Source organism: Enterococcus sp. 7F3_DIV0205, from assembly GCF_002141365.2.
Classification (GTDB): domain Bacteria; phylum Bacillota; class Bacilli; order Lactobacillales; family Enterococcaceae; genus Enterococcus_L; species Enterococcus_L palustris.
This window is the reverse complement of the sequence record NZ_CP147244.1, coordinates 3603060-3627939: the sequence shown is the minus strand read 5'-3', so window position 1 is coordinate 3627939 and position 24880 is coordinate 3603060. Positions and strand designations below refer to the sequence as shown.

Annotated in this window: 18 protein-coding genes; 3 read left to right on the top strand and 15 right to left on the bottom strand. The window is 36.7% G+C overall.

All coding sequences use genetic code 11. The features are described from left to right. Positions 1-32 precede the first annotated feature (32 nt). The gene (locus tag A5821_RS16915; RefSeq protein ID WP_086312122.1) at positions 33-1955 is read left to right on the top strand and encodes a PTS fructose transporter subunit IIABC; all 1923 of its coding nucleotides are present in this window, start codon (positions 33-35) and stop codon (positions 1953-1955) included. Positions 1956-2215: 260 nt separating this feature from the next. Continuing rightward, positions 2216-2962, top strand: a complete 747-nt coding sequence (locus tag A5821_RS16910) for an SDR family NAD(P)-dependent oxidoreductase (RefSeq protein WP_139844030.1) — start codon at positions 2216-2218, stop codon at positions 2960-2962. A gap of 231 nt (positions 2963-3193) precedes the next feature. On the opposite strand, the gene A5821_RS16905 is transcribed toward A5821_RS16910, so the two are convergent. The 7 genes from A5821_RS16905 to A5821_RS16875 all read right to left on the bottom strand — a co-directional run bounded on the left by A5821_RS16905 (position 3194) and on the right by A5821_RS16875 (position 13179). Next, positions 3194-4525 carry a hypothetical protein gene (locus tag A5821_RS16905; RefSeq protein ID WP_086312121.1) on the bottom strand — a complete coding sequence of 444 codons (1332 nt, stop codon included), beginning with the start codon at positions 4523-4525 and terminating at the stop codon, positions 3194-3196. A 169-nt stretch (positions 4526-4694) separates the two neighbouring features. After that, positions 4695-5930, bottom strand: a complete 1236-nt coding sequence (locus A5821_RS16900; RefSeq protein ID WP_086312120.1) for an MFS transporter — start codon at positions 5928-5930, stop codon at positions 4695-4697. A gap of 134 nt (positions 5931-6064) precedes the next feature. Continuing rightward, a complete protein-coding gene (gene allB, locus A5821_RS16895; RefSeq protein ID WP_086312119.1) occupies positions 6065-7432 on the bottom strand; it encodes an allantoinase AllB in 1368 nt (455 codons plus the stop codon). A 128-nt stretch (positions 7433-7560) separates the two neighbouring features. Next, positions 7561-9021: an allantoin permease gene (gene allW, locus A5821_RS16890; protein ID WP_086312118.1), complete on the bottom strand. Its 1461-nt coding sequence runs from the start codon at positions 9019-9021 to the stop codon at positions 7561-7563. Positions 9022-9197: 176 nt separating this feature from the next. After that, positions 9198-10418, bottom strand: a complete 1221-nt coding sequence (locus A5821_RS16885; protein ID WP_086312117.1) for a dicarboxylate/amino acid:cation symporter — start codon at positions 10416-10418, stop codon at positions 9198-9200. A gap of 69 nt (positions 10419-10487) precedes the next feature. Further along, the gene (locus A5821_RS16880; RefSeq protein ID WP_086312116.1) at positions 10488-11756 is read right to left on the bottom strand and encodes an MFS transporter; all 1269 of its coding nucleotides are present in this window, start codon (positions 11754-11756) and stop codon (positions 10488-10490) included. A gap of 214 nt (positions 11757-11970) precedes the next feature. Beyond that, positions 11971-13179, bottom strand: coding sequence for a pyridoxal-phosphate-dependent aminotransferase family protein (locus tag A5821_RS16875; RefSeq protein WP_086312115.1), 1209 nt, complete (start codon positions 13177-13179; stop codon positions 11971-11973). 358 nt (positions 13180-13537) lie between these two features. Between A5821_RS16875 and A5821_RS16870 the strand changes: the two genes are divergently transcribed. Continuing rightward, a complete protein-coding gene (locus tag A5821_RS16870; RefSeq protein WP_086312114.1) occupies positions 13538-15178 on the top strand; it encodes a PucR family transcriptional regulator in 1641 nt (546 codons plus the stop codon). A gap of 59 nt (positions 15179-15237) precedes the next feature. Here A5821_RS16870 and arcC read toward each other — a convergent pair whose 3' ends face one another. The 8 genes from arcC to allC all read right to left on the bottom strand — a co-directional run bounded on the left by arcC (position 15238) and on the right by allC (position 24622). Then, entirely contained in the window at positions 15238-16176 is a 939-nt protein-coding gene (gene arcC / locus A5821_RS16865; RefSeq protein ID WP_086312113.1) for a carbamate kinase, read from the bottom strand. Positions 16177-16188: 12 nt separating this feature from the next. Further along, positions 16189-17037, bottom strand: a complete 849-nt coding sequence (locus tag A5821_RS16860; RefSeq protein ID WP_249921805.1) for a DUF2877 domain-containing protein — start codon at positions 17035-17037, stop codon at positions 16189-16191. Positions 17038-17040: 3 nt separating this feature from the next. Beyond that, a complete protein-coding gene (locus A5821_RS16855) occupies positions 17041-18309 on the bottom strand; it encodes a DUF1116 domain-containing protein (protein ID WP_086312111.1) in 1269 nt (422 codons plus the stop codon). A gap of 14 nt (positions 18310-18323) precedes the next feature. Further along, positions 18324-20081 (bottom strand): acyl-CoA synthetase FdrA, encoded by a 1758-nt coding sequence (fdrA, locus tag A5821_RS16850; protein ID WP_086312110.1) that lies wholly within the window; start codon positions 20079-20081, stop codon positions 18324-18326. Between the two features lie 147 nt (positions 20082-20228). After that, positions 20229-21278, bottom strand: a complete 1050-nt coding sequence (gene allD / locus A5821_RS16845; protein ID WP_086312109.1) for an ureidoglycolate dehydrogenase — start codon at positions 21276-21278, stop codon at positions 20229-20231. A 219-nt stretch (positions 21279-21497) separates the two neighbouring features. After that, the gene (gene allD / locus A5821_RS16840; RefSeq protein ID WP_086312108.1) at positions 21498-22565 is read right to left on the bottom strand and encodes an ureidoglycolate dehydrogenase; all 1068 of its coding nucleotides are present in this window, start codon (positions 22563-22565) and stop codon (positions 21498-21500) included. Positions 22566-22588: 23 nt separating this feature from the next. Next, positions 22589-23374: a (S)-ureidoglycine aminohydrolase gene (gene allE / locus A5821_RS16835; RefSeq protein WP_086312107.1), complete on the bottom strand. Its 786-nt coding sequence runs from the start codon at positions 23372-23374 to the stop codon at positions 22589-22591. A gap of 21 nt (positions 23375-23395) precedes the next feature. After that, entirely contained in the window at positions 23396-24622 is a 1227-nt protein-coding gene (allC, locus tag A5821_RS16830) for an allantoate deiminase (protein WP_086312106.1), read from the bottom strand. Between the last annotated feature and the right edge of the window lie 258 nt (positions 24623-24880).

Here is a 24880-nt window from a genome sequence, read left to right as displayed (position 1 = left end):
ACGTCGTTACTTATCTATTAGGAGGAAAAAAAATGAACATCAAAGACTTACTGGTCAAAGACGTGATGATCATGGATTTGCAAGCAACCGATAAAAAAGGTGCAATCGATGAAATGGTTGAAAAAATGTATGATGGCGGTAGAATTTCTGACATCAAAACTTACAAAGATGGTATTTTAGCACGTGAAGCACAAACTTCAACTGGGCTTGGCGATGGAATCGCTATGCCTCATGCCAAAAATAGTGCTGTCAAAGAAGCTACTGTCCTATTCGCCAAAAGCAACAAAGGTGTTGATTACGAAGCGTTAGATGGACAACCAACTTACTTATTCTTTATGATTGCAGCACCAGAAGGGGCTAATGATACTCATTTACAAGCGTTAGCTGCCTTATCCCGCCTCTTAATCGACCCTGATTTTGTAGCAAAGTTAAAAGAAACAAAAACACCCGAAGATGTCCAAAACTTATTTCAAACTGCTGAAGAAGCAAAAGAAGCAGAAGAAAAACAAGAGCAACTAGAAGAAACAACTAAAAACACTCAAGACACAAGTCGTAAATTCATCGTTGCCGTCACGGCCTGTCCAACAGGGATTGCTCACACTTATATGGCTGAAGATGCATTAAAGAAAAAAGCCAAAGAAATGGGTATTGATATCAAGGTCGAAACAAATGGTTCTGAAGGTATCAAAAATCGTCTAACTGCAGAAGATATTGCTCGTGCCGATGGCGTGATTGTTGCAGCTGATAAAAAAGTAGAAATGAATCGGTTTGACGGTAAAGAATTAGTCAACCGCCCAGTTAGTGATGGGATTCGTAAAACAGAAGAATTGATTACACTTGCAACGAATGGGTCAGCACCCGTTTTCCATAGTTCTGAGTCAGACACAAGTGAAGAAGATAGTTCTGCTGATGGTTCTATTGGTTCAAGAATTTATAAAGACCTAATGAACGGTGTCTCTCATATGCTTCCGTTTGTTATTGGAGGCGGGATCGCCATTGCCCTTTCATTTATGATCGACCAATTTATTGGTGTTCCTCAAGATCAGTTAGGTATGCTTGGTAATTATAACGAAGCTGCTTCTTGGTTCAACCAAATCGGTAGTGCTGCATTCGGATTTATGCTGCCTGTTCTAGCAGGATTTATTGCTTCAAGTATCGCAGATCGTCCAGGTTTGATTGTAGGATTTGCTGCTGGTGCATTAGCTAATACTGGCGGAGCTGGGTTTTTGGGTGCTTTAGTCGGCGGTTTCCTAGCTGGGTACGTTATTATTTTCTTGAGAAAACTTTTCAAAGGATTGCCTAAATCACTTGATGGCATCAAAACAATTCTATTTTATCCAGTTTTTGGTTTGTTGATTACTGGCGGGTTAATGCTTTTAGTTAACATCCCAATGAAAGTTATCAATGATGGATTAAACAGTTTCTTACTAAGTTTAGATGGAACTAACGCTGCACTTTTAGGCGCTCTACTTGGCGGAATGATGGCGATCGACTTAGGTGGTCCAATCAATAAAGCCGCTTATGTGTTTGGTACAGCATCGATTGCCGCAACAGTAACAGAAGGTGGCAGCATTATCATGGCTTCTGTTATGGCAGGTGGTATGGTACCGCCATTAGCTATTTTTATTGCAACGTTGATCTTTAAAAATAAATTTACCCAAGACCAAAAAGATGCTGGTTTGACGAACCTAGTGATGGGATTGTCATTTGTTACCGAAGGAGCAATTCCATTTGCTGCAGCTGATCCATTACGTGTTATTCCAAGTTTCGTTGTTGGTTCTGCATTAGCCGGTGGCCTAGTTGGTGGCTTTGGCATTCGCTTATTGGCTCCTCACGGTGGTATATTTGTAGCACTTTTACTAAGTCATCCCATTTTATACTTGGCATTTATTGCAATCGGTGCAGTTGTATCTGCCCTCATTTTAGGTGTTGTAAAAAAAGCAGTGCCGCAATAGTTCGCCATTGAATAGATAGTTTTATCGATCCTCAAATGTTGAAGAGTTTCCTCTCTTCCATTTGAGGATTTTTTCGCTGAATAAGAAATTTGATATTTTCGGTTTATATCATTCGCTTTAAAAAAAATTCTATATTAAACTTATACATAAGAAATACCGATTTTTTACATATTAAAAATTGTTTACAGGCAACACAATCATTTTTTAGAATAATCAGAAAGGATAACTATAATGACTTTTCATTATAGCGGTTTTTTTATATGAACAGATTATTAGGTAAAATAATATTGATTACAGAATGCGACAGCAGTATTGGTAAAACAACTGCTAAGTTAGCTGCTAAAGAAGGCGCAATTGTTGTTTGTACGGGTAAACGCTTAGACAAACTTTCTGCCGTTATTTCGGATATAAGCCAAGCAGGTGGGACTTCAGTTGCTTTTCAACATGATGTTAGTTCTGCTGATAGTTGGCAAACCGTTATTTCGGATATAATTCTTCACTACGGAACTATCGATGTTTTAGTCAATAATGCCGGGATTGCTTCTCCAAAAATCATTTTGGATTTATCCACTGAGGATTGGAGTAAAATTCAAGGAATCGATATAAATAGTCTTGTATACGGCTTAAATGAAGTGATTCCACTTATGATACAAAATGGCGGCGGATCGATCATCAATGTTTCATCCTTAGAAGGGTTGGTTGGATTACCTGATAGTAACCCTTATGTGGCAGCAAAAGATGTGATTCGCTCTATTTCACTTGAAGCTGCATTCGAATATGCCAAACATAATATTCGAATAAATTCGATTTGTCCAGGTATCATTGAGACACCAATTATAGAGACAACATTCCCCGATATCAGACCTAATTATAAAAAATCTGTCCAATTTCCGTATTTGGGGAAAGCTGCTGATATTGCGAATGGAATTATTTATCTGGCATGTGACGAAGCTAGCTTTGTGACAGGTGCTGAATTGGTAATCGATGGTGAAAGAGTTGCTTTGTAACTGTAATCGAATGTTTTTCTTCATACCAGTTATTTAAATTCTAAGAGCCCGAGACAAAACTAAAAATCAGTTTTGTTTCGGGCTTTAAATCCGAATAAATGGCGAGAAAAAAGCAGCTCCTTCGGAAATAATCCGAAATTCACAAAAATTTGAAGAACAATTTCCGTGAATTCCTTCTTATTTCTCGGAGCTAAACACTTTTGTCTTGACCTCTATTTCTTTCTCAATCATCTATTCACTGGCATCGATCGTTTGATTCATCGTTTCTAAATAACTAGAATCTAAAAACACAACCCGTAGATGATTCTTAGATTTCTTCAAATCAAAACGTGTAGAAGCTTCTTTTTGCTTTAAATTGCTAATGTTCACATCAAATAACTTATCCCATAACGCTTCTAAAGGAAGCTGTTTCATTGCTTCTTTTGGTAGATAAAAGCGTAAAACAGAGGTAAAATCATCATACTTTTTATCCAAGACATCGATTTCTAAAAACTGTCGTATATAAAACTCGTACGCTGAAAGGCCCTCATCAATCGCCATTTCTGGATTCAATACACGGTAATTCATCATCTTGCGGCTCTTCTCATCTATCCATGGAAAATAGGCTTGCGCATTCAATATTCCTTTTGTCCGGTTTACTACATATTTTTGATGGAGCTTATCATAACTTCTAGTAACAAAATATGTCGCATTTTTCTTTTCAACAGGTTGATAGTAACTGTTTTGGTATTGAACCGTTTGTGTAACATCTTCGACAAAAGCATACTCAATATATGGAGGACGTAACACTCCAGTACCATTATTCCATGCGAGTTGATCGTAACCCATTTGATCTCTGAATAGGCGTTGATATTTTAGATTAACTGGCAAATCCCACTTAAATGGATCGTTGAATAGTGTCACTTTAATTACTTGATTATCAATTTCTTCTACAGCTTGAACTTGTTGTACTTCCAAAAAAATCGGTTTAGGAATTACTTGATAATATAAATTGGAATAATACATCTTCCAACATGAGGTTAAACACAACCCTTTAAAGTAAACATCATACCCAGCTAAATGATTACAATCTACAATTACTGCTTTATTGTTATTATACCGCTTTGGGAGTTTAGCAATTTCACTATCCGTTTCAAATGTTCGTTTCTCAATCGTTTCAACATTATTATATAAATAATCATCTAGTGAACGAATGTAGGCATAGAGGCCATTTCTAGCCATTCGGGTGTCACAATAATCTTCAATCATCACTTGATTCGCTAGAAAAATACTACCTTCTAGAATCGTTCGTTCATGAAGTGTTAACTTAGAAATATGAAGCTGAAATTCTCCACCTTGACTGTTCACTTTGATCCATAAATTTTCTTCTTCTGTAAGCTGTTGAATTCGCTGAACAATGGTCTGCACATCAAACGTTTGGATTTTTTCATCACCAAAACGATAACTTTCAGGTATTGTTACAATACGTAAAAAGCTTAGCCAATCCAAAACATCCCGTTTCAAGTCTTCTAAAGAAAAATCAGCCCGAGAAGCCACCATATATATTTTCTCAGTTTTTTTCATTTGCCCCACCTCGTTCCTTTAGATAAGTATAACGAAAATAAAGACAGACTTCATCTAATATACTTCCAGAATTTTAGAGTTGAAGTTAAACCGCAAAAAAAGACATCCTATTTCTTTCAATTCAGAAGAATTAGAAAGAAGTAAAATGCCTTTCTGATTTAAACTCTCACTAGGCTAACTTATTTTCATCCCCAATAATACGATTGATAACGTAAAATAATAAAGTACCTACCCCTATAATTAGGATCGCTAAATAAAATGCATAAAGTTTGGACCCAGTAATATCAGAAATTTTCCCGGTCAGCGATGGCACAATTACTGAGGCTGACATACCAAAGAAATTAAATACCCCATACATTGTTGCAATACTCCCTCTGGGTGCTGATTCTCCTAACCAGGAAATGATGATCGGCTCAACAGCTAACTTTCCAAAAAAACCATAAGCCATAATCCCTATAACTAAAATCGTTTGATTTGTTGTTGTCACTGTCAAAAACAACACACTAGCAGCTAAAATTTCAAGTAAGATAATGAGCTGAATTTTTTTCTTAGGAATACCATCTGCGATCCGACTAAAAATAAGTGCACCTGGTATTGCAGTAAAAAAGACCAATGAGGAAGCAAGTCCTACTGAAGTTCCTGAAAATCCTTTTTCCGTTTCTAAAAAATTAGGCAACCATGTATCGATCAAATAATAAGTATACAACGTTGAAAAATAAAGTATATACGCTGAAATCATCCTTGGTTTGAAAAGCGCTCTGATAGAAATTCTCTTTTTCATCTCTGGTTGCGTAATAACCGGCTTTTTTGGTTTTTCTAGTCGAATAAAACGTAAAAACATGACCACAGATAACAGAATCAATACGATCGTAGCAAAAATCAACGCTTGCCAAGGCAATACTCCAGTTCCAACTAGATAACTGGAAGAAATCAAGCCTAAGCCGCTACCAATTGCTGTACCACTATTGACAATCGCTGTTGACAGACTTCTTTTAGAAACAGGTACATATTCTGCAGTCAATGAATATGCTACCCCATAATAAGTACCGCAACCAAGTCCAGCTAAAACACTGCCAATAAAAACGACACCTATATTTTGTGCCACCCCGACAATCAATGCCCCTAAACCAAATAATAAAAAACCTGGAATCAAAATTTGCTTTTTCCCTAATTTATCTACTAACAATCCTGAAGGAATTTGCATACAAACATAACCCAAAAAATAAAAACTTGAAATCTGACCAAGTTGAGCATCCGTTGCACCGCCAAAATAATCACTAATAATTGGATAAATAGGGGTTAAAACTGTGCGATAAATCCAAATAACGATCCAGCCAATCGTCAATATATAGATAATTTGTTTCCAGTATGGCGTTTGTCGATTCAATCTTTTGTTCTCATTCATAGTTCACGCTCTCCTTTATTAGGCTAAATCGCTAAATGAGTCGCTTCTCTATTCTTTTTCGTAAAATGAAGAAAGATCAGACAATAAAAATGACTATTTTCATGTCTGATCACTCTATTACACTATTAACTTAGTTACTTCTTGATAAATGCACCCACGAAATCAGTTGAAACACCTTCTTCTTTCGAATAGATAACATGACCTCTTAAAACAGTTTGTACTACTTGAGCACCAATTTCTCGTCCGATATAAGGACTGATTTTATTACGGTATTCCAAATCCTCAGCTTTTAATGTATACGGTGCATTTGGCTTGATCAAAACAAAGTCAGCATCTTTTCCAACACTGATCCGCCCTTTTTGATCTAAATCATATCGATCAGCTGGATTTGTCGCAATAATATCTGCAAATTGTTTCAATGACATTCCTCTTTTTTGAACCCCTTCATCAAATAAAACATCTACATTATTTTGAACACCAGAGATTCCGCCCCATGCTTCAAATGCATTGTCTTTGTCTTTTAAATCAGGTGTACATGGAGAGTGATCAGACGTTACAAAGTCGATTTCTCCTGATAAAACTTTTTCCCACATCCCCTTTTGATTCTCTTTATCACGAATCGGCGGTGAACATTTTACAACAGGTCCGATTGCATCTAATTCATCTGTATCAAAGTATAGATAATGCGTACACGTTTCACACGTTACATCAACTCCAGCTCTTCTTGCTTTTGTTACTTCTTCTACACCTTCTGGGCAAGCAATATGGCAAATATGAATACGGCAACCTGTTTCTTTGGCAAATAAAATCGCTCTGCGAATTGGTTCAACCTCTGTAAAAACTGGACGAGTGGCAACATAGGCTTTCAATGTCGTTTCTCCGTTTTTATAGGCAATCTCTCCTAATTTATCTGTAATTGCTGCATTTTCTGCATGAATAGCCAAAACTTTTCCTGTTTTAGCGACTTGTTTCATTCCTTCATAAAGTGAGTAATCGTCAACATTCATAAAATCACCATCAATACTGCGGTCGCCGCAAGTTGCCATGAAGCACTTATACGCTGCTACACCACCATTATCTAACTCCTGAATTCCACCTTCAAGATTAAATGGTACCAATCCACCAAATGATCCAACATCTGATTTTAATTTCCCTTTGCCAGCATCATATTTGATGTCCAGCGACTTACCGTCGACCGTAGCTGGCACTTGATTTAATGGCATTTCCATAAATGATGTTACTCCGCCTTTAGCACAAGATGCTGTTCCAGTGACATAGCCTTCCCATTGATCACGATAACCGCCACCTGGATCAGTAATATGCACATGAGCATCCACCATGCCGGGACTAACAACTAAACCTGCTGCATCAATCTCTTTGTCCGCTTCACCAAGATCATCTCCAATTGCAACAATCACACCGTCTTTGACAGCAACATCTGTTTTGACTTCTCCCGACTCTAAAATAACTAACCCATTTTTGATCATTAAATCATAACTCATTTGCTTTCCTCCTAAATTTAAAAGCTAAACAGATCAACTGTGCAGCTTAATAATATACGATAACAACATTGTATTTTGTAACAAGTCTATTCATGCGATAAGGAGTCGCAAAAATAAGAAACACCAGTTTATTTTTTATCAAATAGTTTTCTTAACGCTAGATACAGCACAAACGCTGACACAAAGCCCGATATCCAAGAAATATCTGAAATCACTTTTAAAGCTGGAATGAAATTACCACTCAAACAAATAATCAATGCCACAATAGTTGCAACATAAGCTGGTTTATTTAAACCTTTGTAAATATTATGACTATTATCAGCTTTTTGATCCATGTACAATTGATTCAAGTCGATTTTCTGCTTTTGGACAAAATAATAGTTCGCAATCATCGTTCCTGCAACTGGTCCTAATACTGCACCGATTGTATTTAGGAAAATGAAAATACTAGCAGAATTCTCCATTAATTTCCAAGGCATAATTAGAAAACTAATCACACTGGCCAGTAAAACACCCTTTTTATAGTCAATCTTTTTAGGAAATAATGCGCATAGCTGATAAGCAGCTGGAATGATATTCCCTGTTGCATTTGTAGAGACTGTTGTCAATAAGAATACTAGCATCGCTATAATAATTGCAAATGAGTTATCCCAACGATCAACAATATTTAGAATATTCCATTCTTGGATTCCATAACGAATAGAACCACCTATTAGAATCACAACACTTGAAAAAGCAAAAATTCCGTATCCTACTAGGAAACTAGCCGTTTGACCAATCGTTTGATCTCTAGTTGATTTTGCATTTTGAGTGAAGTCTGACACACTTGCTCCAGGAGCTGCCCAAACAGCTAAAACAGAATTGATGATCATAAAGTAAACAAAGACTGGTGAAATATTATGAGCTGCTCCTGTAACATCATAAGATAAAATCGGGCCTAATCCACCAGCGGCTCTGATTGCCCAAATAGCCATTCCGCCAAATACAATATATATCAGCGGGCTTAAAATCGCCGTGAACTTATTTAGAATCTTCCCGCCACCAAAACCAATCAACATATTAATTGCCCAAAAAATCGTAAAAGCAATCAATCCTGGAATGGAGATCCCTAAAATCATCGTGTCCCCACCCAGAGTTAAAAAACCATGCCAAATTTTACCAATCAAAATCAGCAACGCTAAAGATCCAGTGTAATTCTGCAAGCCAAACCAAGCAATCGCTGCTACACAACCTCTAAGAAACCCAGGAAGTTTTGCGCCAATGTCTCCATATGTGGAGCGTAAATGAATGGCAAAAGGAATGCCGTATTTAGAGCCCGCCCGTCCATTAAATGTCATAAACAATGCAACTGCCAAAGCACTTATGACTAAAGCTAACATGATATTGATTGGAGAAAGACCTAAAAATAAAAATCCTCCGACAGCTGTATAATTGGGAATATTATGAACCGACCCCATCCATAGCGTAAAATAATTCATTTTTCCCATCATTCTTTTGGACAACGATTTTGGAAGTAAATCTTCACTATAGCCACGCTCTCTATATCGCTGAAGTTCTTCTTCCGTGATTTGATAATCTTGGTTTTCCATTATTTCGCCTCCTTTTAAGCGCTTACATATATATAGATCAATTTTAATTAAAAACATAACTAGCAGCAAGTATGAAGATTGGTTTGATAAATCAACCACTAGGGCAAAATAACCCTTGAAAATCAGGTAATCAATCCAATTTTCAAGGGTATATTTCATTTTCCAAGCTATCTTACTTATGCATTAAATATCTCATAATCTAGTTCTTTTTCATCTGCGGCAATGATTAAAGCTACAGTTGTGTCAGCATCCACATTTAGTAACGTTCGGAACATTCCGGAAAACCAGTCGATTCCTGCTAAAAGCGCTATGCTTTCTGTTGGCAAGCCTAACATTGGCATAACTGTCGCCAACGCCACTAAACCACCACCAGGCACAACCACCGTTCCTAAACAAGCAAGCGTTGATAATAACACTGCTTTGATAAGCTCGCCGATTCCCATTTGAATATTATAAAATTGGGAAAAGGTTACAATAGCCAATGATAAAAACATTGCCAAACCATTACTGTTTAACGTCATCCCTAGAGGCATGACTAATTTTGAAATACGATCACTAATACCTAATTTATCCCGACCATCTTCAATTTGTATTGGTAAAGTGATAGCCGATGACGTTGTTGTAAAAGCAACAATCGACATTCTCCACATATTTTGGGCTAGTTTTTTAACATTAACTTTACAGTATAATGCTGTTATCAATAACCAAACGATTAAGAATAATAATGCACTGATTGCTAATGTTAATAAAAATTTCATCAACGTTATCAAAACACCCGTACCAATAGTCCCTATCACAGGAGCTATCAAGCAAAAAATTCCGATTGGCGCAAGTTTCATAATCAACGTTATCATTTTTAAAATGACATTATTAAACGATGAAACAACATCAAGTAAAATTGAATTTTTGTCTTTATCTTTAATTAAGCTTAAAGCTAAACCAAATAATAAAGAAAAGATAATCACTTGTATCATGTTCGCTTGCGCCATTGCCTCGATGATATTTTTAGGAATAAAATCAACAATGATTTCTTGTAAGCTTTCTGTGCTAGCTTTAATTGTTCCCGCTTCAAAACCACTGACTTCCAGCCCTTTTCCTGGTTGTATCAATAAACCAAACAAAACACCTATAACTGCTGCCAAAACAGTTGAGCCCATAAACCATATAAATACTTTCAAACCAATTTTTCCAAGCTCTTTTGCTTCTAAACGTCCGACCGCTTCGATCACGGCGCCCATGATCAAAACAACCACTGACATTTGAATCAAACGTAGAAATAAGTCTCCTACGACTTTAAACGATTCGACTTTATCTTGAAAAATGATTCCCACTATAACTCCGAGTATAGTCGCTATCATTACCTGATTCGTCATACTTATATTACGAAAATTTTTCATGACTGGCTTCCTCACTTTAAGATACCAACTAACAACCTAATTATCTACTTATTAGAAAGGTGATTTAATTTATGCAGTTTTCTTCTTGTTTAGGTTAGCTAATAAAAACAGAACTGTTCCTACTACCAATAGGATGACTGAAATATAAAAGCCCATTACTTTTGAACCCGTCGCATCTGAAATTGAACCAGTTAATGTAGGTGCAATAACGGATGACATCATTCCGAAAAAGTTAAATACGCCAAGTGTTGTGCCGATTCCTATTTTAGGTGCATTTTCACCTAGCCATGAAATAATGATTGGCTCTACTGCAAGTTTTCCTAAGAAACCGTACATAATCAAGCTAATCAATAAAAATGTTGAATTCGTAGCTTGTACTGTAAACAGCAACATTGCTGCTGCAAGAAGCTCTAAAACCACGATAAATTGTACTTTTTTATGCATGTATTTATCAGCTAAACGACTGAAGAACAATGCTCCTGGGATCGATGCAAAAGCAACTAATGAAGCTGAAAATCCAATAGCAGCACCTTCAAATCCTCTTTCAGTACCTAAAAAGTTAGGCAACCATGTAACAGTCATATAATAGCCATAACAAGTTGCAAAATACAAAATATAAGCAAATAACATTTTTGGTGCAAATAATTTTTTAATTGACACATGTTCTTTTTCTACAGCTGGTGTTTCTTCTGTTACTTCAGGTGCTTCTGCTGCTTCTGATTGTGCTAAAAACTCAGCATCTTCTTTATTATTACGAATAATTGCAATAAAAGCTATCAACATTACAATAATCAATGCCACTGAGATATACATCATTGTTTGCCATGGGAACTGCAATTGAACAACTAAAAAACTAGATAAAATCAATCCTAAACCTGAACCAACTGCTGATCCACTGTTTACAATCGCAGTAGAAAAACTTCTTTTTTCTTTAGGAATATTTTGTGATGTTAGAGAATACGCTGAACCATAGAAAGAACCACAGCCTAATCCTGCTAAGACACTACCAAAATAAATCATTGAAATACTTGTTGCTTGAGAAATCAAGAACGCAGCAAGACCAAAAACAATAAATCCTGGAATCAATACTTTTTTCTTCCCAATTTTATCAACTAAAAATCCTGCTGGAATCTGCATTGCAACATACCCAAAGAAATAACAAGTTGAAATAAAACCTAACGCTGTATCGGATATATTACCGCCAAGTGACGCATTGATTTGTGGATACGCAGGTGATAAAGCTGAACGATATACCCATATCGTTACCCAACCAGCACATAACAAAATAACAATTTTTTTCCAATAATCCATTCCTGAACCCTTACTTTTTGCATCCATGTCTTTTCCTCCATATGTTATTTTTTATATGTGATAGCAATCAAAATGTTTGTGCATTTTTTTATTCCCCACATATAGATAAATAACTTCTTATTCATTTCAATTGTAAGCGGTAGCAAATTTTCACGCATCATTATTTTTCACAAACTTGTTAAAAAGTTTGTGCAAAGCGAACAATCACTTGTTCTTTCACACAAACAATTTAACGTTGCTCTTATTTTTGATAAATAGTTAAAGCAGCTTTTACCGCTTCTCCTTTGGAAATATCTGCTCCATAATAGTTAAGTGCCCCTTCAAGAGCAGATAATACATGAAGAACATTAGATTTTCTACTGCTATAGCCCATATTTCCAATACGCCAAACTTTCCCTTGTAGCGCGCCGAAAGAAGAAGCAATCTCTACAGCAAACTCATCCAACATAAGTGCACGAACCTTTTCTCCATCAATCCCTTTTGGAATCATAATAGGTGTAACTGTTGGCATTTTTGTTGTTAAATCACCATAAAATCCTAAGCCCATTGCTTTTATTCCAGCAACGATTGCTTGATCATTTAGCGCATGTCTTGCATAGACATTCTCCATACCTTCTTTGATCATCATTCTAAGGCCTTCATGAAGGCCGTAAATCATGCTAGTTGCTTCAGTATGATGATTGATTCGTTCTTCACTCCAATAACGCTGTAATTGGCTTAAATCAAGGTAATTGCTGCTGATGTGATTTGCGTTACGAATATCTTTGCTTAACCCTAATTCTTTTTGGTAACGACTAGTAAGCACCTTTTCTACTCGATCATTATAAGTGATGAGAGACAAACCTGACGGAACGCTCACACATTTTTGCGTTCCAGCAATAGCGAAATCTACACCCCATTCATCAACTTCAAGAGGTACTCCGCCATATGTCGCAACCATATCTACGACAAAGAAAATATCATTTGCTTTACAATGTTGACCGATTTTCTCCATTGCTTGCATTTGTCCATTAGCTGTTTCACCATGAACCATCGCAACTATTTTTGGTTGAAATTTTTTAATTTCTTCGATGACTGTTTCTTGATCAAATGGCGCATCCCATTCTTTTTCAAGATAATGAATCTCTGCCTTAGCACGTTCACAAATTTCTCCTAAAAGATAGGCAAAACGGCCGTACACTGGAATTAAAACTTTATCTCCTGGCTCGATCAACGCAATCAAAGCTGCTTCTAAACCAGAACGAGAAGTTCCATCGATCGCAAATGCTTGTTCATTTTTGGTGCCAAAAGGAATCTTGATCATTTCTTTTACTTCATCCATGATTTGTAAAAAGGCTGGATCAAATTGCCCTAAGATAGACGCAGACATTGCTCTTAATGCTACAGGATGCGCTTCAACTGGTCCTGGCGTCATGATTGTTCTGCTTGGTACAGATATTTCTGAAAACATAACTATTTCCTCTTTTCCGTTTTAATTTCATCCTACCCTTATATACAAAAAAGTCATTGTCACTTTTGAATAAAAAATTAGAATTTTCGGTTATTATATACAAACCTTTCTTGAATCTGCATGCGCTATCATTTAGAATAGGAATAGAGTAGAATATATAACAAAGTTAGCATTGATGTTGAGTGACATCAACTAAGATGAATTGAAAAGTTATTGTTGTGTATTTTTTTAGCTTCACAGGCATGTTTTTTGAAAAAATAAAATTTGATTGTGGCAAAAAACGCCACCTTTATATTTTTCTATTTTCCTGTCAAGGCTGAACGTGCTCTTTCAGCTTTTAAATTTAGGAGGGAATCCATTGACTACTTTAGAAGATTTATTAAAAATACCAAGATTTTCCGATCTAAAATTATTAACACATCCAACAAAAGCCAACACGATTGTTGAAAGTATTGAAATTTCTGAAACTCCTGACGTGGCAGACTTTATTCCAAAAAAGATTTTTCTCTTAACAACTGCGATGGTTTACAAAGATAATCAAAAAGATTTGATCACCTTGATCGATTCTTTAAAAGAACAAGAAGCTGCTGGAATCGGTATAAAAGTTGGGCGTTTTATTGAAGCTATAGATCCAGAGATAGTAGCTTATGCAGATAAGATCGATTTTCCGCTTGTCCAAATCCCTAGCACTCAACCTTTAGGTGCATTACTACATCAGCTATTAAATTATTTATGGGATACTAAAACTGAGCAACTTAGCTATGCTTTGGACATACAAAAACGTTTCTCTGATTTATTGATACATGATGTAAGTATCGCACGTTTTATCGCTGATTTTGGTAAAATGATCAATACGCCTGTGATCTTGTTAAGCCCATACCGCAAAGTAATCGCTCATTCAAAACATTTTACTCAAACATCAAAACCGGCGGAGTATTATGTTGAGCAACTAGTCAGCAAATATGAACGTTGGACCGAAGACAGCCATGCATCATTTATGATCAAAGACTTAAATCAAACACCATTGCAAATCGCAGGGTTTTCAGTTACGGTAAATAGCTATTTTCCACATTATTTATTGATTTTAAATCCAGAACAAGTACCCTATCCAATGTCTGAATTCGCAGTAGAGCAAGCATGTCTCGTTTTATCATTCATGTTGTACAAAAATCAAAAGGTCCAAGAATCTCTGGATTTTCTTAAAAGTGATTTTTTAGGTCAATTGGTTGAATATCAGCAAACCCCTCATCAAACCCGTCGAGATTGGCTCGATCTTGGTACAAATTATGGCTTAAAGAAAAGCACTCAGTATCAAATTGTGTATGCTGTTTGCAGCCAAACAACTGAAACAGCAACAAAAATCAAATACCAACAAGAAGAAAGTGATGTTGCCTTTCAATGGTTGCAAGAAACTTTACCACTACGAATCAAAGATATTAGCATTTTTAAAGTAAAAAACACAGATCACTTGGCCATATTAATCCAAAGCCGAGTGGATGATTTAGATAAAATTTTAGCTGAATTGTCCTTGGAATTATCTAAAAAACTTCCAATTACGTTAACTTTTGCTTTAGGGAATTTATATGAAACTATCGAACAAATTGCTAGCTCCTTTATCGAAGCTAAAACGGCGTATGAAGAAATGTTAACGATGACAAACAGTACACTGACACATCGCTATCATCCTAAAGGAATGAAAAGCTTATTTGAAAAAATGAGCCTAGAGGATATTCATTATTTCTGTGAAACAACTTTAAAAGAACTTGCTTATCCTATTGAAGATTCATTTATTGAGCTTCGAAAAACCTTACAGTGCTATTTAAGCTTTCAATGTGAAATTTCTAAAACAGCTAAAGAAATGTATCTACATCGAAATACAATAAAATACAGAATCGATCATTGTGCTAAATTACTCGGAAAAAGTATTCAAGATCCAACAAATAGTTTGAATTTTCGTTTGGCTTTAGAGTTATCTGAACGATCGAACCAACATCAATAAATGAAATAGAAGTTGAAAGAAGAACTAATTGCTTCTTTCAACTTCTATTTTTATGTTTATTAACCTGTGATTCTTGTTCCGGCTCTACCTAATAACGCTTGATCCGCTTCTTCTAATGAACAAATGATTGCAGTCTTACCTTGTGCAGCAAATCCAATTGCAGCTTCCATCTTAGGACCCATACTGCCGTCAGCAAAGTGACCTTCATCCATATATTGTTGTGCTTGTTTTACAGAAATCGTTTCTAATTTTTCTTGGTTTTCTTTACCATAATTGATATAAACGTTGCTTACATCCGTTAACATCATAAAAACATTCGCATCGATTTGTTCCGCTAGTTTTTTACCTGTACGGTCTTTATCGATAACGGCTTCGATTCCTTTTAATAAACCATTTTGATCACGAACGACAGGAATTCCGCCGCCGCCACCTGCGATTACGATAGTATTTCTGCTTAATAAATTAACCATGGCATCCACACCATGAATCGCTTTAGGTTGTGGTGAAGGCACCACACGACGGTAACCACGACCAGCGTCTTCCATCATCACCCAATTTTTTTCTTGTTCCATTTGTTTTGCTTCTTCTTCTGAATAGAAAATTCCAATTGGTTTGTTTGGTTTATCAAAGGCTTCATCTTCAGCTGAAACTTCGGTTTGAGTAAGTAACGTAATAACGTTACTTGTTAACCCTTTCTCTTCCAGAGAATTTTTCAAACTTTGTTCTAACATATACCCAATAAATCCTTGTGATTCCGCATTACATACATCTAAAGGAAACGGTGGAACTACATCTTTTGCTTCCTCATTTTGTCTTAAAATATTCCCAACTTGGGGACCATTCCCATGTGTTAAAACGATTTCATAATCAATTTCTTCTATCTTTGCCACTAGCTCAGCGCTAGCTTTGACATTCCCTAATTGTACCTCTAGTGTTGCTTCTTGGTTTGGTTTTAAAATTGCATTGCCTCCCAATGCGATTACGACACGATTTGCCATAAAAATCCTCCTTCAACTAAGTAATTTGATTGTAGTTATTAAGCCTGCCAATAAATCAACACCAGATGTGTGTCCTACTGAAATGACCATTTTTACGATTTCTTCGATTTCTTTTTCACTGCTATTTGTCGTTAATGCTTCTATTAATTTAAGAACTGGTTCACTGAATCGTCCTGATAATGCGCATAACAAATAATGCTTGCTGATATCTGTCGTCACAGCGTGTTCTGATGACAGTTCAGTAAGTAATAGATTCGTTAGTATGGAGCTTTCTTGATTCAATAGCCGTCTTGCCGCAAGATGTCCAACGATCATATCATCGCCAGAAGGGGTCAAGCCCAAACCTCTACCTAAAAGAAAATCAAGTCCTGCTTTTTGCTGTAACTGATCTTCACAACATAATCGATCAACAGCTTCTTTAAATGGATGTACTTCTTCTAAAAATTGATACAAAGAATGCTTACTTCCAGTTTCTTTTACAATTGAATTTGCATATGAAAACAGGCTTTCTCGACTTTTCTCCACCAGATCTCCTATTATCTCAACGTCTGAGGAATAGTGTTTTCCATGCGTTAGTAATAGATGATTTTTAGAAAAATGCAAACACTTTTGTTTCCAATTAATTAATTCACCCGTTTCAATTGTTGCTAATAGTTGGGTAAAATCATTAGACTCCAAATAAATACCATTCGGCATAAAAGGATAGTTAGTGGTCGTGATGACCACTAACTGTTGTTTCCTTTCATCTTGAATATTGAAACTATTCTTATATTTGCTATGAACAAACCATTTTTGTTCTTCAAATTCATTCTTTAAAAGAATCTGATCAATAAAACAAGCATTAACAAACAATATCTTCACCTTTTATTCTGTAAAACCTAATTTTTTTGCATAAGCTAAAACAGCTTTTTCAAAGCAGTCGATCGGTGGTGTTACTGTTCCTGCACCAATTTGACCTAAACCAGCTTTTTTATTTGCGATTCCTGTATTGATTACTGGAAGAATACCCGTTTCTACAACTTTTCTTGCGTCAATTCCTAGACAAATTCCTTTAAAGTCCCAAGTTGGAACTGGGAAATTAGGGTTCGTGTCAATACAAATTTCCGTCATTTCATTACTTGTATTCAAGGCATCATAGAAACCACCTGAACCAACGAAACGAGTTACTGCAGGTGCTGCGATCATTGCCATACCACCAACACCAAATGTTTCAGTGATAGCACTATCTCCCATATCAGGTGCAGCATCGGCTTCACTAAATCCTGAGAAGTATAGTCCTTGAGGTGTATTAACTGGTCCTGTGAACCATTCGTCTCCCATTCCAGCAATACGGATACCAAACTCATGACCATTTCTACACATAGCTGTAACAATTGTTCCTTCTTGGATTTGTCTAGCTCCGTCCATAACAGCTTTCGCTGAGGCCATCATGATATTTAGGAAAAATTGATCCGTATCTGCCAAGAATTGAACAACCTCTTCGCGTTTTGTTTGGTCGATTTCAGTTAATCCAACGATAATCGGTGCCATTTCCTTTAAGAAAGCTAGGGATGCAGCAATATTACGTTGGTGGAACTCATCCCCCATAGCGATTGCTTTTGCCACTAAAACATTGATATTTAAGCCATCTTCTTTGGTTTTCAATGCAGCACTTAAAACAGGTGCTAGCGTATCTCTCATCCATCTTAAACGAGTGATTACTTCATCAGAATAAGCACCAAAACGTAACACTGCACCAATTCCTTCGTTCATCGTACAGAAAGCGCGATTGCCGTCTGTTTTATTTTCAACGACTAAAACAGCCATATTAGCAGAAGTAATTCCTCCCATTGGTCCAACAGCGTTCACGTGGTGACACGGAATTAATTTTACTTCGCCAGACTCTAGCATCTTTCTTGCTTCTTCTTCGGTTTCACACCATTCTTCAAATAATGCTGCACCTACACACGCTCCTTGAATTGGATCAACCATTTTATCGTAAGTGATCGGAGGTCCTGCATGTAGTAGGACTTTCCCTTCATTTAATTCTTTGATTACTGATTTTGCTGAAACTACGTCTAATAAGAAAGGAGAGCCAGCAACAATTTTTGCGGCCACAGCCTGATTTGCTTCATCGATAGTTTTGTATGACATTTTGATACTCCCCCTTATTTACCTAATTCCACTTTATTTAAGAACTGTAATGCTTTTTGAAGCGTGATATTTCCACCTGCAACTGGTTGCCAGTCATATTGAACAACTTTACCGCCATGATTAATGATGGCTTCAGAAAAACTACGTAGACCAACATTGATAAATCCTTGATTTGTCAACAGTGCCAACATTTCTTCTGTCGGTTCAATTGCAACTGGAGTCACTGCAGGTGCTGCTTCGATTGCTTTATCTGTTTGAGTTAATGGATGATCTAAAATAGCTAACGCTAAACGAACGGCTTGTGCGTTACTATCGCAAAGAATCACACCAGCATCTTTCATGATTGTTTCTTGCTCATGGATATTTTGAGGATCTTCATCTGTTCCAACAATCGTACCAATCACAAATAATTCTCTGCCATCAGCAGCTGCATTTGCTTTGATATCTTTGATTGTCGGAGCTAATTCTTGCGCCATATTCGCATGAGATCCATAGCCTAGCACAACATCTAACAAAATAATCGCTGTTTCAGGATCTTTTCCTGCTTCTTCTAGCATTTCTTTACGCTTCGTTGGATCGATCATTGGATGTGGTTTGCCTTGTGTATATACATCATCACCTAAGTCAATAATTTCATGTCCATGATTTTTTAAGATAAAGCCTTCTGGCGCGTGTTCATCACCTGTTAAGGCTAAACCTTCTTTGATCAACATTGCTGCTTCATAAGCAAGAGTTCCACCAGAATATAATCCCTTAACATATTTTTGTTCAGGTTTGAAAGAATGAGCTGGAACTGTTAATGTTTCTTTCACAGCTTTAACAGCTTCTTTATTCAATAATTGAACGGCTGTTTGTGCTGCTTCTTCTAGTGTATAAGCACGATAAAGATTTTCTTCATGAGAAGTTGGTTTTTCACCTAAGAAAATTGTTACAGCTGGTTTAGAGACACTTCTCAACAAGTTTAATACTTCGTCGCGAACTTCTGGTGCAGGTGGTTTAGAGATAACAACAATCACTTCTGTATTAGGATCTTTCTCTAACGTCATAATGCTATCTTTTAATGTGATTCCACCAATTTCAGCTTTTAAGTCACGTCCGCCAGTACCAATAGCGTTTGTTACCCCACCACCTAATTTGTGGATGATCGTTGTCACTTCCTGAATACCTGTTCCTGAAGCTCCGACAACACCGATTTTCCCTTTACGAACTGCATTTGTAAATGCAACAGGAATACCGTTGATGATACCAGTACCACAGTCAGGTCCCATTAATAACAAACCTGCATCATGTGCTTTTTCTTTTAGACGTTTTTCATCTTCGATTGCAACATTATCACTAAAACAGAAAACATGTTTGCCTTCATCTAACGCTTTTTCAATTTCAAGTGCTGCATGCGTACCAGGAATAGAGAAAACAACTACGCCAGCATCTTTGCCAAGTTCAAATGCTTTATCCCACGTTTTTACGACTTCTTCACCAGTAGTATCGCCGCCGCCTTTTGTTTGCTCTTCCAAAAATACATCGATTTCTGTTAAAACTTGATCGATCAATGAATCATCTTCGATATCTAAAACGATCACCATATCATTTGATGATGCTTTTTCTAATTCATCTGTGTACAATCCACCTGTTTTAAAGATATCTTTGTTGGCAGGTGTCCCCATCATTACTGAAACATTTTGAACGCCATCGATTGTATTTAATTTGTTCGTCAATAACATCAAGACAATAGAATCTTGATAGCTATTCGCTTTGATAATTGTATGCAGCATTAAAATTCCTCCATCTGTTTAAAAGTTTAGCGGTCTCATTCATTCTTAAAAGAAAACGATGCTTATGATACTTTTGGTTGTAAACATCGTTTATCTTTCTTCCGAATAACTAGCCCGCAAAGCTAGATAATTTAGTTTACAAAATGATTATTCTGCAAACTTATTTTTGTGATCGTAACGATCAAAATGAATATCGTCACTGATCAAATATTCGTAGATATCATCTACGATTTCAATCCCGTTTTCTTCATAGTTTTTCTCACGAGCTCGTCCTCGCTCTCCAGGATAATTAACTTCTGTAAATCCTGGACTTGGACTGATTTCTTTTAGCTCATCCAACATTTTTGAAATGTTCTTTTTGAATGTATCAATTCCAATAAAGAACTCTGGATTGATCACGATATGAAGCTGACCTAATTCACGACCTTTAGATAAATCATGATACATGGAAGAAACATGTTTGCCAAATGGCACGCCTAGTAAAATACCAGATAAAATGTCGACCATCATCATTAAACCATACCCTTTTGGTCCTGCAATCGGCAACAACGCATTAACGGCTGTCGAATCCGTGGTTGGATTTCCTTTAGCATCGACTGCCCAAGTATCTGGAATCGCTTCTTTTTTGGAACGCGCATGTAAAATTTTCCCCCATGCTTGAACTGTAGTCGCCATATCAAAGGTAATCACTCGATCATCATTACTTGGTGCTGCAAAAGCAATTGGGTTTGTACCAAAGTAAGGTTCACTACCTCCAAATGGTACAACCATTGGGTCAGATTGGCAAACAGAAAGGGCTACCATATCTTGTTCAGCCGCTCTTTCCACATAGTAAGCAAGCGCTCCACTATGAGAGATATTGCGGACTCCAACAACAGCTACACCATTTTTCTTTGCCATTTCGATTGCTAGATCCATGGCTTTTTCTGCTGCAACAAAACCAGAACCATTATCGCCTTCAAACATACCACAACTTGGAGCTGTTTGTTTAAAAGAAAATGTAGGATCGTTGGTGATGCCGCCTTTGGCAATTCGTTCTGAATAATATTCCACACGCATCGCACCGTGAGAATGAATTCCTCGTGCATCTGCAAATGTCAAAACATCACTTACGATTCCTGCATGTTCCTCTGACAAACCAGCTTTTTGTATTTTATCTTTGATCAGTTGATGTAAATCCGCTTTTTTTACTCTCATTTTAAAACGCCTCCTTATTTTAAAGCGTAGCGGGTTCGTTCAGTCTCGACTGGAAAACAGGAAATTATGACTGAGGTGTTTTTTGCCTCATTCATAATTTATCTTTTTCCCGAGAGACTAGCCCGCATAGCTAGATGATATACGGTAACAACGTTACGCTTCGCTAATACGTATATAAACCAACAACATTTTTTGATGCATCTTAGTTCCGAACAAATCTTATTTCTTCTCACCAAAAGCATTTGTATTTTCATATCGATCATAGTGAAGTGTGTCACTCTTTAGATAATCATAAATGTCTTTAACAATGTCGATGCCGTCAGTTAATGATTTTTCATAATTGATTTGATTGATTTCTCCTGGATAATATACTTGCTCAAATCCATCTGCTGCTGGAATCGCATGTAACTCTTCTACCATGCCGTCAACTGATTCTTTAAACAACTCTAAATCAGTGAAGCGTTTTGGATCGATCAAAATATACATTTGACCAACATTTCGCCCTTTACTTATATCGTCATACATAGAAGAAACATGTTTCCCAAATGGTAATCCTAAAAGCATACCCGATAAAATATCGACCATCATCATCAAGCCGTAGCCTTTGGGTCCTGCAATCGGTAATAATCCATTGACTTTATGAGGGTCAGTTGTAGGTTTTCCTTCTTTATCAACTGCCCAAGTATCAGGGATCTCTTTATTTTTAGAACGTGCATCCAACACTTTTCCCCAAGCTTGAACAGTCGTTGCCATGTCAAAAACAACTGGCTCATGCCCTTTTCTTGGTGCGGCAAACGCAATCGGATTTGTCCCAAAATAATTTTCTTTACCACCAAATGGTACGACCATTGGATCAGATTGACACATAGCAATTGCGATTAAATCTTGTTGAGCTGCTTTTTTTACATAATAGGATAACGCCCCACTATGGCTGATTTTAGAAATCCCAACCGCAGCAACTCCTGATTTTTTTGCCATATCAATCGCATAACCTAATCCAACATCTGCGACGAATTGTCCTGCTCCGTTTTTACCATGAACGATTCCCGAACTTGGTCCAGTCTCTTCAAATTCGATTTTTGGATCAAGCGTTACGCCGCCTTTATCGATTTGTTCTGCATAATATTCTACTCTAACGGCACCATGTGAGTGGATACCACACGCATCCGCAAATACCAAATGTGTCGCCACTTCATCTGCATGTTCTGGTTTTAAACCAGCTTTTGTTAATTTTTTTTCAATCAGGTCATGCAACTCTTCTGGTTTCACTACAACAGTTTCATTCATTCTTAAACTTCCTCTTCATTAAATTAAATTTCTGGATCACGGTTACAGTCTTTTGAATAAACGTACATCAATGGTTCATCACGTCCCACAGCATAGGCTGCTTGTTGAACATATGAACTCATAAAGATATAGTCTCCCTTTTCGACTGGCATCCATTCATTGTCTAAGTTATACATACCTTGCCCAGAAAGTAAGTAAGCACCATGTTCTTGATAGTGTGTTTCAATATAACCATGACTAGCTCCTGGTTCAAATGAAAGAATATGGAAGTTCATATCAAAACCTAAGTCTTTAGGTAAAAAGTCCCATAAAAGAACATCTTTCATGCCTTCATATTCGATTGGTTCCATATCGTTTACATTACCGACAACTTTATGTGCTTCATAACCTTCTAGTGGTTGATAACGTTTTTTGTATAAGAAAATTTCTGTATCGTCCTCTTGACCATTTTCCAAATACATCAATGTGCTTGCTGGTAAATAGACATAGCCGCCTTTGGTCAGTTCATGAGTTTCTTTACCATCGTTAACTTTTAAAGCGCCATCGATCACATAAACAATCGTTTCCACACCTTCGCCACCGAACCCACGTTGGTTTTTACCGTCTTTGTGCATTGTAATGATATAGTCAACAAAATTTGCGCCCAATTGTTTAGAACCCAAAATCGAACAATCACAATTTTCAAAACCTGGAATCACATTATTTACTAATCCATCATGAGGAATCAATGCATAGTTATTTTTTTTGATCACAGCTCTAGATGATAACAAACCATCTAGATAACCTGTTTGATTATTTTTATAGCCCATTTTTATTTTTCCTACTTTCTTTTATTTATACGCTAACTCATACAATGCGCTAGCTAATACTTTGACACCGTTAACTAAGTCATCGATATCTGTCGCTTCTGCTGGATTATGACTGATACCATTAATACTTGGTACAAAAATCATAGCCGTTGGGAAATGTGGTGCAATGATTTGAGAATCATGCCCTGCTCCACTATGCATTACTTTATATTTCATGTTTTCAGCAATAGCAGCTGTCTCAATTGCTGTGACGATCTCTTCATTCATTGGTACTGGTGCTTCATCCATCCATAAATCAATATCGATTTCTAGACCATGTTCAGCGGCAATTTTTTTCATTAATTCTTCAATTTCTTGCGTAAACGCATGCAACTCTTCGCTATCAGTATGACGACAGTCCATTGTAAATAAAACTTCACCTGGCACTACGTTTACAGTGTTTGGCTTAGGTTCAACTTTCCCAAAAGTCAATACTAGCGGATCCCCCACTTCTAAGGCACGATCGATTGCTTCGGAACAGATTTTAGCAAAACCATAAACGGCATCTTTACGGTAGCCCATCGGAGTCGTTCCAGCATGATTAGCTTCACCTTTTAGAACGATCGTATAGCGTCTTTGTCCCGCAATATTATTTACAACACCAATTTGCAAGTGTTCTTTCTCAAGAACAGTTCCTTGTTCGATATGAATTTCCACAAATGCTTTGATATCATCTCTAGCCGCTTTACTTTCATCTCTAAAGTCAAAGCCATGACGTTGCATTTCTTCAACAAACTTTAATCCCTCAAAATCAGCGATTTCGATAACATCTTCTTTTTTCGCTTCACCAACGAAATTTTTACTACCCCAGAACACAGTTGGAAAACGACTGCCTTCTTCTTCTGCCATCGAGATGACTTCTAATGAACGTTTTGGTTTGCCGTGTGTTTCTAATAAATATTGGATTGCCACATAAGCTGCGATCACACCAAATTGACCATCTAAGTTTCCACCATTGACAACTGTATCAATGTGAGAACCTGATAAAATCGTTTCTTCCGGATGCTCTGTTCCTTCTACTCTACCAAATAGATTGCCGATTTCATCAAATGAAGCAGTCATACCAATCGCTTCCAATTTTTCTTTCACAGTTTTTTGCGCTTCCAACCAAGAATCAGAATACAGTAAACGTGTCATGCCGCCTGTAGGATCGTTACCAATATTAGAAATTTGATCAATATTTTCTTGCAAAACTTTTTTTAAATCCATTAGATACATCTCCCTCTTTTATTATCATAACCATTGTAAGCGGTTGCCAGTTTTCACACACTATACACTTTTCACAAATTAACTCCTATCTTTGTGCGCATTAAACATAAAGGCTAGGTTTATTTGAGTTAAAATAGAAATAAGTTAGTGAAATTGTCTATACTCTAAGATAACTTTTCAGAAAAATGATAAAATAAACCTGCAACTAAAATGAATTACATTCAATATTTTTACTTTCCACATCAAAACTATTTGTAC